General features: G+C 72.0%; 12 protein-coding genes. 6 read left to right on the plus strand and 6 right to left on the minus strand.

Annotated elements, in window-relative coordinates:
* Positions 1–8: 8 nt before the first annotated feature.
* A complete protein-coding gene (locus OG520_RS29680) occupies positions 9–2,096 on the minus strand; it encodes a YhgE/Pip family protein (protein WP_406015209.1) in 2,088 nt (695 codons plus the stop codon).
* Positions 2,068–2,895, minus strand: coding sequence for an ATP-binding cassette domain-containing protein (locus OG520_RS29685; protein WP_406015210.1), 828 nt, complete (start codon positions 2,893–2,895; stop codon positions 2,068–2,070). The genes OG520_RS29680 and OG520_RS29685 overlap by 29 nt, the downstream gene beginning before the upstream one ends.
* A gap of 169 nt (positions 2,896–3,064) precedes the next feature.
* Between OG520_RS29685 and OG520_RS29690 the strand changes: the two genes are divergently transcribed.
* The 3 genes from OG520_RS29690 (at position 3,065) to OG520_RS29700 (ending at position 5,137) form a co-directional block, all read left to right on the plus strand.
* On the plus strand, positions 3,065–3,592 hold the full coding sequence (locus tag OG520_RS29690) for an SAV_6107 family HEPN domain-containing protein (protein ID WP_399325914.1): 528 nt from the start codon (positions 3,065–3,067) through the stop codon (positions 3,590–3,592).
* Between the two features lie 102 nt (positions 3,593–3,694).
* Positions 3,695–4,453 carry a bifunctional 2-polyprenyl-6-hydroxyphenol methylase/3-demethylubiquinol 3-O-methyltransferase UbiG gene (locus OG520_RS29695; RefSeq protein WP_266420428.1) on the plus strand — a complete coding sequence of 253 codons (759 nt, stop codon included), beginning with the start codon at positions 3,695–3,697 and terminating at the stop codon, positions 4,451–4,453.
* A 291-nt stretch (positions 4,454–4,744) separates the two neighbouring features.
* The gene (locus OG520_RS29700; protein ID WP_266420430.1) at positions 4,745–5,137 is read left to right on the plus strand and encodes a DUF3040 domain-containing protein; all 393 of its coding nucleotides are present in this window, start codon (positions 4,745–4,747) and stop codon (positions 5,135–5,137) included.
* A 366-nt stretch (positions 5,138–5,503) separates the two neighbouring features.
* Here OG520_RS29700 and OG520_RS29705 read toward each other — a convergent pair whose 3' ends face one another.
* The 4 genes from OG520_RS29705 to OG520_RS29720 all read right to left on the minus strand — a co-directional run bounded on the left by OG520_RS29705 (position 5,504) and on the right by OG520_RS29720 (position 11,235).
* Positions 5,504–7,993, minus strand: coding sequence for a DUF3488 and DUF4129 domain-containing transglutaminase family protein (locus OG520_RS29705; RefSeq protein WP_406015211.1), 2,490 nt, complete (start codon positions 7,991–7,993; stop codon positions 5,504–5,506).
* Positions 7,990–9,378, minus strand: coding sequence for a DUF58 domain-containing protein (locus OG520_RS29710; protein WP_406015212.1), 1,389 nt, complete (start codon positions 9,376–9,378; stop codon positions 7,990–7,992). The genes OG520_RS29705 and OG520_RS29710 overlap by 4 nt, the downstream gene beginning before the upstream one ends.
* The gene (locus OG520_RS29715) at positions 9,378–10,427 is read right to left on the minus strand and encodes an AAA family ATPase (protein ID WP_399325906.1); all 1,050 of its coding nucleotides are present in this window, start codon (positions 10,425–10,427) and stop codon (positions 9,378–9,380) included. Before OG520_RS29715 ends, OG520_RS29710 begins: the two co-directional genes overlap by 1 nt.
* A gap of 244 nt (positions 10,428–10,671) precedes the next feature.
* Positions 10,672–11,235 (minus strand): beta-class carbonic anhydrase, encoded by a 564-nt coding sequence (locus tag OG520_RS29720; RefSeq protein WP_399325904.1) that lies wholly within the window; start codon positions 11,233–11,235, stop codon positions 10,672–10,674.
* Between the two features lie 381 nt (positions 11,236–11,616).
* Here OG520_RS29720 and rsmH point away from each other — a divergent pair, with 381 nt between their 5' ends.
* From rsmH to OG520_RS29735, 3 genes are read left to right on the plus strand one after another with little or no spacing between them, the layout of a single operon-like run.
* Positions 11,617–12,582 (plus strand): 16S rRNA (cytosine(1402)-N(4))-methyltransferase RsmH, encoded by a 966-nt coding sequence (gene rsmH, locus OG520_RS29725; protein ID WP_385327003.1) that lies wholly within the window; start codon positions 11,617–11,619, stop codon positions 12,580–12,582.
* A gap of 49 nt (positions 12,583–12,631) precedes the next feature.
* Positions 12,632–13,201, plus strand: a complete 570-nt coding sequence (locus OG520_RS29730) for a septum formation initiator family protein (RefSeq protein ID WP_406015213.1) — start codon at positions 12,632–12,634, stop codon at positions 13,199–13,201.
* 4 nt (positions 13,202–13,205) lie between these two features.
* Positions 13,206–15,188 carry a penicillin-binding transpeptidase domain-containing protein gene (locus tag OG520_RS29735; protein ID WP_406015214.1) on the plus strand — a complete coding sequence of 661 codons (1,983 nt, stop codon included), beginning with the start codon at positions 13,206–13,208 and terminating at the stop codon, positions 15,186–15,188.
* The last annotated feature ends 14 nt before the right edge of the window (positions 15,189–15,202 follow it).

The following is a 15,202-nucleotide window of genomic DNA, read 5'->3' on the forward strand; positions in this document are numbered from 1 at the left end:
CGGCGTGCTCACAGGCTCAGCTCCGGGTGGAGCCGGTCCAGGGTCCACACCTGCTTGCGGCGTGCGGCGACCGCGGTCAGGGCGAGCGCCCCCGCCGTGAAGGCCAGCAGCACCGCGCTGCCCTGCCAGACCGGGCCCAGGCCGCCGCCCGTGATCAGCCGGCGCAGCCCCTCGACGATGTAGCTCATCGGCAGGTAGGGGTGGATCGCGTTGAAGAATCCGGGGCTGGTCTGGACGGGATACGTTCCCCCGGCCGAGGTCAGCTGGAGCATCAGCACGGCCAGTACAAGGATCCGTCCCGCGGCTCCGAATTGAGCGTTCAGCCACTGCACGATCGCCGCGAAGCAGCAGGTCACCAGCGCCAGGAAGCCGACCGTTCCGGCGGCGCGGGCCATCTGCAGACCGAGCCCCCAGTGCAGTACGGACATCAGGGCGGCCACCTGGAGCAGACCGATCGCGGCCACCGGCAGCCAGCCCGCGAAGGCGATCCGCCAGGCGGAGGCCCCGGCGGCGAGCGCGCGCCGGTTGAGCGGCTGGATCAGCATGTAGGCCACCATCGCGCCGACCCAGAGGGAAAGCGGGATGAAGTAGGGCGCGAAACCGGTGCCGTAGTTGGGGGCCGCGTGCAGCGACTGGGAGGCCAGCTGCACCGGGTCGGCCATGACTCCCGTACGGGCGTCGCGGTCCTTCTTGTCGTAGTCGGGGATCTGGCCGACGCCGTCGTTGAGCCCCTGGGCGAGGGTGGCCGAGCCGTCGCCGAGCCGGATCAGCCCGCTGTCCAGGTTGGTCGCGCCCTTCTTGAGATCGCTCACGCCGGTGTCCAGGTCGGCGGAGCCGGTCCTGGCGGTGGCCAGGCCGGTGTGCAGATCGTCGGCTCCCTTCGCGACCTTGTGGGCACCGGTGTTGAGCGCGTTGACCTCCTTGACGGCGGACTCCAGGTCCTCGTCCAGATGCGGCGCACGCTCCGCCAGGTCATCGGCCTGCCGCTGAAGCGTGGTCAGCTGGGTGCGCAGCTTCTTCAGATCACCGTTCTGGTTCGTGACCAGCACGTTCACATCGTCGGCGACAGCGGCGACGTCGGCCGCCGCGGTCTTGGCGCGCTTCAGCGGCGGGCAGACGGTGGAGTCGGGCACCGGCTCGTCCGTGCAACTGGTGCGGTAGATCTCGACCAGGTCGTCGGAGGCCGTGTGGGCGGCGATGGCCGCGGTGGGCGCCGCCTTCACCAGCAGGTCGAGGTTGTCCCGCACGGTCTTCGAGGAGTCGGAGACCAGCCGGGCGGTGTCGCCGATCGACTTGCCGTTGTCCTTGAGGAACGGGCGGACGTCGGCCGCCACCCCGTTCACCTTGTCGGCGAGCTGCTGAGTGCCGTCGGCCACCTGCCGGGAACCGGTTTCGAGGTCGCCCGCGCCCTTGTCCAGCTTGACGATCCCGCCGGCCAGCCTGCCGCTGCCGTCCTTGGCGTCCTTCAGGCCGTCCGCGAGATCCTGCGATCCCTTCTTGGCCTTGCCGATGCCGCCCTTGAGATCGTCGGCCCCCTTGGCGGCCTTCGCCGTCGCGTCGTGGAGGTCGGAGAAGTTGATGAAGATCCGGTCGTAGAAGCCGCGCGAGGCGTTGGTCGACGCGGCGGTGCGCACCTCGGAGAACACCGTCCGGGAGATCTGCCCGACGATGTAGTTGTTGGCGTCGTTGGTCCGCACCTGGAGGGCGCCGGTCTCGGGGGAGTCGCCCGAACTGGACGCGATCCGCTTGCTGAAGTCCGACGGCATGGTGAGCGAGAGGTAGTACGTCCCGTCCTCGACACCCTTGTCGGCCTCGGCGGAACTCACCTCGTGCCAGTCGAAGACCTTGGAGTCGAGGAGCTTGCCGGTGATCTCGTCGCCGGCCGCGATGCGCTTGCCCGACGCGGTGGCGCCCTTGTCGTTGTTGACCAGCGCGACGGGGATCTTGTCGAGGCGGCCGTACGGGTCCCAGAAGGACCACAGGTACAGGGCGCCGTACAGCAGTGGCAGGAGCAGCAGCGCGACCAGCGCGGCGCGCGGCAGCTTTCCCCTGCCGAAACGCTTGAGCTCAAGCGCGGCCAGTCTCGGCGAACGCATCGGCCGTTCCTTCCTCGGTCGTGGTTTCCCCGGTCGCGGTCTCGGCGGTCTCCGCGGTCTCCGCGGTCGTGCCGTCCGCGCCGACCGCGTCGTCCGTGCTGCCCGCGCTGTCCGTACGCAGGGTGATCGCGTCCTCGGGCGCCTGACTGCAGACGGCGAGCACGGTCGTGCCGTTGTCCGCGATGGACCGCAGCAGCTGCCAGGCCTCGGCACGTTCGGCGTCGGAGAGCTTGAGATCGGTGTCGTCCACCGCGAGCAGCCGGGGGCTGCCGATCAGCGCGAGGGCGATGGAGAGCCGCAGTGCCTCCAGCCGCTCCAGATCCCGTACGGAGGTCCGCCCGGCCTTGGGCAGGGTGGCCGGGTCGAGTCCGGCGGCGTCCAGCGCCGCGTCGATCCGTTCCTGGGCGGTGGCGACCCGCTCGGCGCGCGGGCGCAGCAGGGCGCGCAGCGAACCGTCGAAGCGGCGCTGCAGCAGGGCCCGCTCGCGCAGGTGCTCGGCGACGGTGAAGGCCGGGTCGAGCTCGCTGACCCCGGGGACCGGGCCCAGTGCGGCGATGCGGCGTACGGCGGCCATCTTGCGCGGCAGACGCAGCCCGCCGACCTTCGCGTGGCCCTCGGTGGGGCGCATCCGGCCGGTGAGAGCGAGCAGCAGGCAGGTGCGGCCCGAGCCGGACGGGCCCTCGATCGCCACCAGCGAACCGGGTCCGGCATCGACACCCAGGCCTCGGAAGGCCCAGCCGCGCGGCCCCTTGAGGCCGAAATTCTCGGCGGTGACGGATGCCCCGTGCGGGCTGTCCACAGGCCCTCCCCCTTGTTTTGAACTGACCAGTCAGTTCAAAAAGGTAGCCCGAACTTGCGAACGAAGCAAAAGCGCAGGTCGGAGAGGGTTTCGGGGCGATTGTCAGTGGTGCCCCTCACGATGGATACATACGGCCACGGAGCCGTTACACGAGACAGGAGGTTTCGTCATGGCCCACTCGTCCGCAGCAGCCGCACCCCGGCGCCGCGCAGACGGCCCTGCCCCCTCACTGACCGGCCCGGCAAGCGATGTCCACCCCGTTCCGCGCCGTACCGCGGCGCCGCCCGCCGCCCTCGATCTGCTCGCCCAGGCCCGCACCGGCCTCGACGAGGCCGCCGTTCTCGATGTGCCGAACGAGCGGTATGCCACCGCCCACCTCGCAGCGCTGCGCACCGCGGCCGCGGTGCTCGCCGCGCGGGGCCGCCCGGAGACGTCCAAGCGGCGCCGGGAGCGCATCCGCAGCGCCTGGGAGGTCCTGCCCGAAATAGCCCCCGAGCTGACCGAATGGAGCGCACTGTTCGCCTCCGGCGCCCGCCGCAGGGCCCGCGCGGAAGCCGGGATTCCAGGTGCGGCCAGTCGGCGGGACGCCGACGACCTGCTGCGTGACGCGGCGATGTTCCTGCGCCTGGTCGAGCGGCTGCTGGTCCTCCAGCCGGTGCTCCCGCAGGCCAGGAGGGCGCGGCCCGACGCGGGATGAGGGCGGCGGCGGCGCGAGGCAATAGGGTGGGCATCGCTCGTACCACCTGCACTGTTCACGCTCCGCCGTCAGAGGCGGCACCGTGCCGAGGAGTCATCTGCCGTGTCGGACCAGCTGCGCCCCCGCGCCTCCCTCCGTACCGCCGTGGTCTGGGAGGTCCTCAAGGACGCCCTCGACCGCCGGGTGAAGGCGACCGGCAGGGACGCCCTGGACGTCCTGGACACCGGCGGCGGCACCGGCAACTTCGCGGTGCCGGTCGCCCGTCTCGGCCACCGCGTCACCGTCGTCGACCCCAGCCCCAACGCGCTCTTCGCGCTGGAGCGCCGCGCGGCCGAGGCCGGGGTCGCCGACCGGGTCCGCGGCGTCCAGGGCGATATCCACGGCCTGTTCGAGGTGGTCGAGCGCGGGGGGTACGACGCGGTGCTGTGCCACGGCGTCCTGGAGTACGTCGACGACCCCGCCGAGGGCGTGCGCAACGCGGTGGAGGCGCTCCGGCCGTCCGGTGCGCTCAGCCTGCTCGCCGCCGGGCTCGGCGGTGCCGTCCTGGCGCGGGCGCTCGCCGGTCACTTCACCGAGGCCCGGCAGGCGCTCAGCGACCCGGCGGGCCGCTGGGGCGAGGGCGACCCGGTGCCCCGGCGCTACACCGCGGAGCAGCTCACCGAGCTCGTCTCCGGGGCCGACGTCGAGGTCGGGGCGGTCCACGGTGTACGGGTCTTCGCCGACCTCGTGCCGGGCGTCCTGGTGGACACGGAGCCCGGTGCCATGGAGGCCCTGCTCAAGCTGGAGTCCGCCGCGGCCGAACTGCCCGCCTTCCACTCGGTCGCGACGCAGCTGCACGTTCTGGGCACGAAGCGCGCCTGAGCGCGGTCCGGTCCTGCGGTTGCTCGGCCGCAGCGCGGCTGATCAGCGACGCAGCGGCAGACGGAGTACGCACCAGGCCCCCCGATCGGGGGCTTCGCCCCGTATGATCGGGGGACACCATCCGGCATGACGGATCGGAGGTTGGGGAATCAACGCCTCAGCAGCTGAGCCGTTGTGGCGGCCCGGACTGGCTGATGGGCAAGAAGGCGGGTTTCACGGGGGCGATTCCCTGCCTATCCTGGAAGGGCCGCATACCGGCCGCCCCCCGCGGCCGACGACGAGGAGGACTCCGTGCCGCTCTCGGAGCACGAGCAGCGAATGCTCGAGCAAATGGAGCGAGCGCTGTACGCCGAAGATCCCAAGTTCGCGACAGCGCTCGAGGGAAGCGGGCTGCGTACGTACACCCGGCGACGGGTCTACCAGGCGGTCGCAGGCTTCCTGGTGGGTATCGCGCTCCTCATGGCCGGAATGGTCGCCCAGCAGATCTGGATCAGCGTGGTGGGTTTTCTCGTCATGCTGGGCTGCGCGGTCCTTGCGGTCACTGGTTGGCGCAAGGCGCCCAAACCGGGCGAGCATCCGGCAGCCGGAGGCGGCGGCGAGCGCAGCCGGCCCAGGCAACGCCGGACCGTGATGAACCGCATCGAGCAGCGGTGGCAGCGCCGCCGCGACGAGCAGGGTCAGTAGACCCTCGGACACACTTGGGTGAGGGGCGGCCGCGTCTTCGCGGCCGCCCCTCACGTGTGCCCGGGACAGGCCACCGCCGGTCGCCGTCGGCCTGACTTCTTCATGGGAGGGCCTTCCACGAGGGCATGCATGCGTGCCTTCGCGCGGGCGGACCCGAGGGAGCCCCGGTCCGCCCGCATGAACGCACGCTGCGGGGCGAAGGCGGCCGGTCGGCCGGGCCGGCACAGCTACCGGATCCCTCCCGCGCCCGGGACCGGTGGCGGTACGCAGGCCGCGCCCACGCCGAGGGCTGCGACCGGTGGCGGGACGCAGGCCATGCCCGTGCCCAGGACTGCGACCGGTGGCGGGCATGGCCTGCGTCCCCGGTCACCCCCGCTGGCGCGACGGCCGTCGCAGCCACCCCGCCCACCGGTCCCGGCTCCACAGCGCCGTCCACCTGCCGGTGATCGCCGCCCAGCGGTCCGAGGCCGCCCAGATCACCCGAACGGCCGAGCGCGGAGCCACGACCGCTCTGATCCGGGTGAGCCGGTCGGCAGACGCCCGCAGACCGGCTCGTACCGTCTCCACGTCCTCGGCCAGCCCGGTGCTCGCCCGGGGCTCCGGGGCGTAGAGGACCTGCTCCACCGCCCCGGCCACCCGGTGCACCGCGGCGGCCGCATCGGGGTCGAGCCGACCCAGTCGCACCACCCGGGCCGCCGCCTTGCGCGGGGTCCGGGAGTCGTCCGGCTCGATGCCGTGGTCCCAGGCCGTGTCGGTGATCTCCTGCCAGGCCGCGAGCGTTCCGGTCGTCGCGTACACCGGTGTGCGGCCCGGTTCGATGCCGTGGTCCAGGTCGGTGGCGGTGGCGCCCTGTCCTGTGGACGGTGTGCGCCTGGTGGAGAGACTCAGCCTGCGTCGGCGTGCCCGGAGCCGCCAGAGCAGGGGCAGGAGAAGCAGCGCGAGGATCACCGCGGCGAGCAGGACCAGACCGGCGACGGCGCTCGTCGGTGTCCCGGAATCCGTCGGCGCCGCCGCCCCCGGTGCCGCCGTGCTGCCGCACTCGCCCTGCTTGCGCATCTGCGCCGGGCAGCTGTCCGGGACGGACGGCGCGATCGAGGGAGCCGCCGAGGAGCCCTTCTCCGGCTGGGCCGGGACGTTCGTGTCACTCGCGGGGAGGTCCTGCTGGGTGTACGCCGGCGTGCTGCCCCGCGTCGGAGTCGGCTCGAAACGGGTCCACCCGACGCCCTCGAAATAGAGCTCGGGCCAGGCATGCGCATCGCGCAGCCCCACCGAGACCGAACCGTCCGACTGCTCGGTGCCGGGAGTGAAGCCCACCGCGACCCGGGCCGGAATGCCCAGCGTCCGTGCCATCGCGGCCATCGCGAAGGAGAAGTGGACGCAGAAGCCCTGCTTGTCCTTCAGGAACCGGGTGATCGCCGCGCTTCCGGTGCCCGAGTTCACCGAGGTGTTGTAGCTGAAGCCGCCGTCCGAGGCGAAGTAGTCCTGCAGCTTCACCGCCCGCTCGTAGTCGTTGGCGGCGCCCTTGGTCACCCTGTTCGCGGTCTCCTCGACCACCTTCGGCAGGGTGCCGGGGACGCGGGTGTATTCGCGCCGCAGAGCGGCCGGCGCCGGGCCCGCCGCGGCGAGCTGTTCGGCGGTCGGCTCGACCACCAGACTGGTGACCTGGTACTGCGCGCCGCGGGTCGTCTCCCCGCGGTCACCGACGAGCGTCCGTCCCACCGGTTCGTACCGCCAGCGCCCGTCGATCTTGACCTCGGTCGCCGGGTAGGGGAGCGGCAGATAGGTCTGCTGGTAGGAGCGGGACGCGGAGATGTTCGACCTGATCTCCGTGACCGCCACGTCCGGGCCGAGGCCCGCCGGATCCGGGAGCCGCTTCGGCACGTCCTTCAGACGTCGCGTGGAGGGCCGCCACTCGCTCCCGTTGAACTGGTCCAGGGCCAGAATCCGCAGATAGAACCCCTGTGGGGCGCCGGCATTGGTGCGGTAGGACATCACCTGCCGGTTCTCCGGCTGGTTCAGGTTGTCCTGCAACGAGACCAGCGGGTTCACCGCGGAGATGGTGCCGCCGCCACCCTTGCCGCTCCCGCTGCCGCCCGTACCGATGAGCATTCCGCCGTCGAGCGCCGGCAGCGCCGCCGGAACGAGCAGCGAGACGCCCAGCGCCAGCGCGCCGATGCGGCGCCCGGTACGGACCGGGGCCGTCGGCCGGCTGCTCGAAAACGCCGCACCGACCGCCGGACCTCCCGGGGACCTGGCGGCCGCTCCGCTGAAGACCCGCCCCCACTGGGAGAGCCGGTCCCGGCCCTCGGCCAGCAGAAGCAGCAGATAGCCACCGGCCGCCAGCAGGAACCACAGCCAGTCCGCCCCGCCCTCGGACAGCCCCGCGGCCACCGAGTAGAGCGCGAGGAGCGGCAGCCCGGCCGGGGCCGCGCTGCGGAACGTCACAGCGAGGGCGTCCACGGCCAGCCCGACCAGCAGCACACCGCCGATCAGCATCAGCCGGATGCCGTCCGTCACGGGAGCCGGAGCGGCATACCTGCCGACATCCTCGGCGCCCGACGTCAGCAGGTGCGCGAGCCGCTGGACGGCCTCCGGGCCGGGCAGCAGAACGGCCAGCGCCTGCTCCCTGGCGAACACCACCGTCAGCAGGACCAGCGTGACCAGCGCCTGCGCCGCGACGACCAGCGCACGGGGCACGGGCGCCCGGCGGACGAGCGCACCCATCCCGCTCTGGACCGCCAGCACGAACGCGGCCTGCAGGATCCACCCGGCCGGCTCGACCAGCGGCAGTATCGAGGCCGCCGCCATCAGCGTCGCCGCAAAGGCGCACAGCGTCAGCCGACCACGACTGCTCATGACCATCCCCCGGAGAAACCTGTCGTGCCGGCCGCGCCGCCGACGGCGGCGGACTGCGCCGCCACGTCCTGGTGCCCCGCCTGCTGCCAGTAGCGGGCGAGACCGGTCCCGGGCGCCACCGCCACAGCCGTCCAGCCCGATTCCCGCAGCAGCCGCAGCCGCCGCTCGGACGCCGCTTCCGCCCCTGCGGGCAGGACGTCGCCCTGCACCCAGGCCGCGCTGTCCAGTACGAACGCGACGGCGCCACCGCTGCGCTGCCGCATCCGCGCCGCCACCGCCGCCTGCTCCTCGTCCAGATCACCGAAGAACGCGATCAGCAGACCCTCGTTGCCGCCGCGCAGCACGTCGTACGCGCGCGACAGACCGCTGCCGTCGGAGTGGTCGACCACCGCCAGGGTGTCCAGCATCAGACCCGCCGAATCGGCGGACTCCTGCGTCGACCCGGCGAAACCGCCCGCGCCCTCGCCCGGAACCGCGTTCCCGTCGTCGGTCAGCAGCCGGACGGCGAAGCCGCGCTCCAGCATGTGCATCAGCGCGGACGCGGCGCCGGACACCGCCCACTCGAAGGCGGAATCGGGCCCCGTCCCCTGGTAGGCGATCAGCCGGGTGTCCAGCAGCACCGTGCACCTGGCCCGCTGCGGCTGCTCCTCGCGACGCACCATCAGCTCGCCGTAGCGCGCGGTCGAGCGCCAGTGGACCCGGCGCAGGTCGTCGCCGTGCCGGTAGCCGCGCGGAATCACGTCGTCGTCACCGGCCAGTGCCAGTGAACGCTGCCGTCCCTCGCCGTACCCCGAGGCCTCGCCGGCCAGCCGCACCGGCGGCAACGGCTCGGTCCGCGGAATGACGACGAGGGTGTCGTACGCGCTGAACGAACGGGTCAGCTCGCACATCCCGAACGGATCGCTCAGCCGCAGCTGCAACGGACCCAGCGGATAGCGCCCGCGCAGATCCGACCGCACCCGGTAGGACACCTCGCGACGGCCGCCGGCCTCCACCCGGTCCAGTACGAACCGGGGCCGCGGGCCGAGCACATAGGGCACCCGGTCCTGGAGCATCAGCAGCCCGGTGGGCATCCGCGACACGTTCTCCATCCGCAGATGGACCCGCGCCTCCGTGCCCGCAGGGACCCGGGACGGCGCGAGCCGCCGGGTGCCCGCGACGCGGTAGCGGGTGCGGACCAGCACCACCACACAGACCAGCGGCAGCGCGGCGAGCAGCAGCCCGACCCGCAGCAGATCCGCCTGTCCGAGCACGTAGGCGCAGATCGCCGCGGCGATACCGGCAGCCAGAAAGGACCGCCCACGGGTGGTCAGCCCGCTCAGAGCGGTCCGCAGACCGCCCTTCTCGTCGCCGTCGTCCATCGCGGCCGGCCCCCCGGCGGCCATCACACCCGCCGTGCGCCGGGCTGCTGCCGGCCGTACGCCGGACGGCCCGGCTGATGCTGGGGACGGACCTGGGTGACGCCACCGCTCGCGGTCGGAACCGGTGTCTGCTGGAGGATCTCCAGCACGACCTGCTCGGCGGTACGGCGGTTCAGCTGGGCCTGTGCCGTCGGCAGCAGCCGGTGCGCGAGCACCGCGACCGCCAGCGCCTGCACATCGTCCGGCAGGCAGTAGTCCCGGCCGCTCAGCGCCGCGGAGGCCTTCGCCGCGCGCAGCAGATGCAGGGTGGCCCGGGGCGAGGCGCCGAGCCGGAGATCGGGATGGCTGCGGGTGGCCCCGACGAGCTCCACCGCGTACCGCCGCACGGCGTCGGCCACATGGACCGTCCGCACCGCGTCGATCAGCTTGATGATGTCGTGCGCGTGCGCCACCGGCTGGAGGTCGTCGAGCGGCGAGAGACCGCCGTGCACATCGAGCATCCGCAGCTCGGCGTCGGCACTCGGATAGCCGATCGACACCCTCGCCATGAACCGGTCGCGCTGGGCCTCGGGCAGCGGATAGGTGCCCTCCATCTCCACCGGGTTCTGGGTGGCCACCACCATGAACGGGTCGGGCAGCTCGTAGCTGTGCCCGTCGATGGTGACCTGGCGCTCCTCCATGGACTCCAGCAGCGCCGACTGGGTCTTCGGCGAGGCGCGGTTGATCTCGTCGCCGATCACGATCTGGGCGAAGATCGCGCCCGGTTTGAATTCGAAGTCGCGCCGCTGCTGGTCGAAGATGGACACGCCGGTGATGTCCGAAGGCAGCAGGTCCGGCGTGAACTGAATGCGCCGCACCGAGCAGTCGATGGACCGTGCCAGCGCCTTGGCCAGCATCGTCTTGCCGACTCCGGGGACGTCCTCGATGAGCAGATGCCCCTCGGCCAGCAGTACGGTCAGCGAAAGCCGTACGACCTCAGGCTTGCCCTCGATCACACTCTCCACCGACCTGCGCACCCGCTCCGCAGTCGTGGTCAGATCTGTGAGGCTCGCTCGATCGTCATAGGTCGTCACCCGGCCCTCCTCGGCCCTGCCCCACGCTCACGAGGAGCAGGGGATACCCCATTCACGGGCCGACTCGCGCGCAGCGGTCCGGCCCACCCCGAAACACGGACACCCCATCCGGAAACGTCCGGCGGGATGTCACATGCGCATTCTTGTTGCCGTTACCGCTTCGTGTCACTCGCCTGTGGACAAGTGGGGGCGATATGCCGGTTTCGGTGGGGTTTTCGGTTCCGGAAGGGCGGCGTCCGGCCGGTCAGGCGGCGGGGAGAATCTCCCGCAGCAGGCCGGTGGTCACGTCGAAGACGAAGCCGCGGATGTCGTCGGTGTGCAGCAGGAACGGCGAGGTGCGCACGCGCTGCATCGACTGGCGTACGTCCTGGTCGGCGTCCTTGTACGCCTCGACCGCCCAGACCGGACGCTGGCCGACCTCCACCTCCAGCTCCTGGCGGAACTCCTCGGTGATCGACTCCAGGCCGCAATTGGTGTGATGAATGAGTATGACGCTGCGCGTGCCGAGGGCCCGCTGGCTGATGGTCAGCGAACGGATCACGTCGTCGGTGACCACGCCGCCCGCGTTGCGGATGGTGTGGCAGTCGCCGAGCGCCAGGCCGAGCGCGTCGTGCAGGTCGAGCCGGGCGTCCATGCAGGCGACCACGGCGACGCGCAGCACCGGCTTGGCGTCCATGCCCGGGTCTTCGAATTCGGCGGCGTACCGGACATTCGCCTCGACGAGACGATCGGTGACCGTGCCTCCGGTGCGGGCCGGGTCGGCTGCGGGCGCGGGAGGCCCGGCGGGGGAGTGCGCGGAAGTCGACATGGATATGACGTTAGCTCCCGCACCTGCTCCCGTCGTGCTGTGAGAAGGGACAAAGAACGTCAACGAGACTTGTTGTGAGGTAACCCACAAGCCTCACGATCGTTCGTCCGGGCGGGTGAATGGAGGGCGGGGCGACGCGCAGCCGGGTTGATTGATCGGGAATCGATCGACTGGCAGGGTGGACTAAAGTGACGGGAAGTTACCGACACCCTGCACATTCCGTAGATTTCCCCTGTGTGTGCGGCGTACGTACGGGCCTGGCCCTCTCCCGCTCGCCGGCCGGCCGGCGCCCCTTCCCCGGCGCCCGCCGACCTCCCCTTCTGAGCGGGTGGGGACCAGGCCGTACGTGCGGCCACACGGGACCTGAGCCTGAGAGGGCGCATGAGCCAGACCCGACACGTCCCGGTGATGCTCCAGCGGTGCCTGGACCTGTTGGCCCCGGCTCTGGAGGCGCCGGGCCCGCAGGCGCCCGTGGTCGTCGACTGCACCCTCGGCCTCGGCGGGCACAGCGAGGCGCTGCTCTCCGCCTTCCCGTCCGCACGGCTGATCGGGCTGGACCGGGACAAGGAGGCGCTGCGGCTCTCCGGCGAGCGGCTCGCCCCGTACGGCGACCGCGCCACTCTGGTGCACGCCGTCTACGACGAACTGCCCGAGGTGCTGGACAGGCTCGGCATCCCGAAGGTCCAGGGCGTCCTGTTCGACCTCGGCGTCTCCTCCATGCAACTGGACGAGGCCGACCGCGGATTCGCGTACGCCCAGGACGCCCCGCTCGACATGCGCATGGACCAGACGACCGGCATCGGCGCGGCCGAGGTGCTCAACACCTATCCGCCGGGCGAACTGGTCCGGATCCTGCGGGCGTACGGCGAGGAGAAGCAGGCCAAGCGGATCGTCTCCGCGATCGTGCGCGAGCGCGAGAAGGAGCCGTTCAGCAACAGCGCCCGGCTCGTCGAGCTGATCCGTGACTCGCTGCCCCAGGCCGCCAAACGCACCGGCGGCAACCCCGCCAAGCGGACCTTCCAGGCGCTGCGCATCGAGGTCAACGGCGAACTCACCGTCCTGGAGCGGGCCATTCCGGCTGCCGTGCAGAGCCTCGCGGTCGGCGGCCGTATCGCCGTCCTCTCGTACCACTCGCTGGAGGACCGGCTGGTCAAGCAGGTGTTCGCGGCGGGCGCCGCCACCACGGCGCCGCCCGGACTGCCGGTCGTCCCCGAGCGCTACCAGCCCCGGCTGAAGCTGCTGACCCGCGGCGCGGAACTGCCCACGGAGGAGGAGGTCGCCGAGAACCGGCGCGCCGCCCCCGCCCGGCTGCGCGGCGCCCAGCGGATCCGCGAGGAGGAGCGGTGAGCGCCCGGCATCCGGGAACCCGGAAACCGGTGAGGCGCGGGGCGGCGCGGTGAGCAGACCGGCCGGGCAGTTGAAAGGGCGCGCCGCGCGGCTCGCCCGGCTGATGCCGTCCGGACCCGGCAACGCGGCCCGTACCCCCTTCGTCCTGCTGGTCGTGGTGCTCCTCAGCGGCGGCCTGATCACGCTCCTGGTGCTCAACTCGGCCCTCAACGAAGGATCGTTCAGGCTGAGCGAGCTCAAGAAACGGACCACGGAGCTCACCGACGAGCAGCAGGCCCTCCAGCACGACGTCGACAACTACTCCAAGCCGGACGCCCTCGAACGGCGCGCCCGCGAGCTGGGCATGGTGCCCGGCGGCAGCCCCGCCTTCCTGAACCCGGACGGCACGGTCCGCGGCGTTCCCGCCGAGCCCGACCCCGTACCGCCGCAGCCGAAGAGCAGTCCGCCGGCGGCGTCCCCCGCCACCGGCGCCCCGCCCCGGACCACCGCCCCGGCCTCGCCCGCTCCGTCGGCATCGGCCGGCCGTCCGGGCGCCGCCGCGCCGTCCAGCACCTCCGCGACCCCGCCCGCCGGGCCGCGTACCCAGGCAGACCAGCCCTCGACGAGCCCCGGCAGGTGACGCAGTGCCGCCCAAGGAACCACCGCGCCGGCGGGTGCCCGGCCCCGCGCGCCCGCGCAGCGCCGCAGGCGGCCAGGGGCGCCCCCGGCCCGCGGCCCGCCGCCCGTCCGCCCCGGCACGACGCCCCCACCCGCCCCGCGGCCGGACCGCGCGCCCCCTGCGGCTCGGCAACCCGCGCCCCCGGCTCCGTCTGGTCAGCCTCGCCCTGACGCTCGTCATGCTGACGTTCGTCGTCCGGCTGCTCCAGGTCCAGGCCGTCGATGCCAACGCGTACGCGGCCAAGGCCAAGGAGAACCGCTACCTCAGCTACACGATCTCCGCCGAGCGCGGCGAGATCACCGACCGCAGCGGGATCGCCCTGGCCACCAGCGTCGACGCGTACAACATCACCGCCGACCCCTCGATGTTCACACCCGAGTTCAGCAAGGCCCCCGACGCGCCCCAGCAGGCGGCGGCGCTCCTCGCCCCGATCCTCGGCACCGACGCCACCGAGCTGACCCGGAAGCTGTCCGGGAAGGGCCGCTACGTCGTCCTGGCCCGCCGCCAGACCCCGCAGGTCTGGAACCAGATCAAGGACCTCAAGTCCGTCTTCGCCGAGAAGGCGGGCAAGGACAGGGCGAGCGGCGGCCCGGGAGCCAATGTGCTGACCGGGATCTTCCAGGAGGCGACCACCAAACGGGTCTACCCCAACGGGGGTCTCGCCGCCGGGATACTGGGATACGTCAACGCCGACGGCAAGGGCGCGGGCGGCCTCGAATCGCAGCTGGACAAGGAGCTCGCGGGCGAGGACGGCAAGATCAGGTACGCCCAGGCCGGCGGCCGACGGGTGCCCACCGCGGGCACCAAGGAGGTCCCGGCCGTCCCCGGGGCCGACATCGAGCTGACCATCGACCGCGACATCCAGTGGGCCGCCCAGCAGGCCATCACCGACCAGGTGAAGAAGTCCAAGGCGGACCGCGGCTACGTGATCGTCCAGAACACCAGGACCGGCGAGGTCCTCGCCATGGCCAACGCGCCCGGCTTCGACCCCAACAACCTCTCGCAGGCCGACGCGGCCTCGCTGGGCAACGCCGCCCTCCAGGACGTCTACGAGCCCGGCTCCACCAGCAAGCTCATGTCCATGGCCGCCGTGCTGGAGGAGGGCGCCGCCACCCCGGGCACCCATGTCACCGTCCCCAACCGGCTGCACCGCGGCGACCGGCTCTTCAAGGACGACATCGACCACCCCACCTGGTACCTGACGCTCAACGGCGTACTCGCCAAGTCCAGCAACATCGGCACCATCCTGGCCACCGGCGAACTGGGCAGGACCCAGGCCCAGGCCAACAGGGTCCTCTACTCCTACCTGCGCAAGTTCGGGATCGGCTCACCGACCGGTCTCGACTACCCGGGCGAAACCCCCGGCATCCTCGCCAAGCCCGAGGACTGGTCGACCTCGCAGCAGTACACGATCCCGTTCGGCCAGGGCCTCTCGCTCAACGCCATGCAGGCCGCCTCCATCTACTCGACGATCGCCAACGACGGGGTCCGCGTCGCGCCCACGCTGGTACGCGGCACCAAGGGCGCCGACGGCCACTTCGAGGCCGCCGCTCCACCCGAGCGGACCAGGGTGGTCAGTGCGAAGACCGCCAAGTCGCTCAGCGCCATGCTGGAGTCGGTGGTCGGCGACGAGGAGGGCACCGGAACGAAGGCCAAGATCCCGGGGTACCGGGTGGCGGGCAAGACCGGTACGGCCAACCGGGTCGACCCGGTACGCGGCGGCTACCACGGCTACACCGCTTCCTTCGCGGGCTTCGCACCCGCCGACAACCCGCAGATCACCGTCTACTGCGCGATCCAGAACCCGACCAAGGGCAGCTATTTCGGCGGCCAGATCTGCGGACCGATCTACAAGCAGGTCATGGAGTTCGCGCTCAAGACCCTCCAGACCCCACCGTCCGGCAGCGAGCCAGCCCGGCTGCCGGTGTCCTTCCAGCCCGGCGAGTGAACTCGGGGAAACCA

The organism is Streptomyces sp. NBC_00984 (genome assembly GCF_045162475.1).
Classification (GTDB): Bacteria; Actinomycetota; Actinomycetes; order Streptomycetales; family Streptomycetaceae; genus Streptomyces.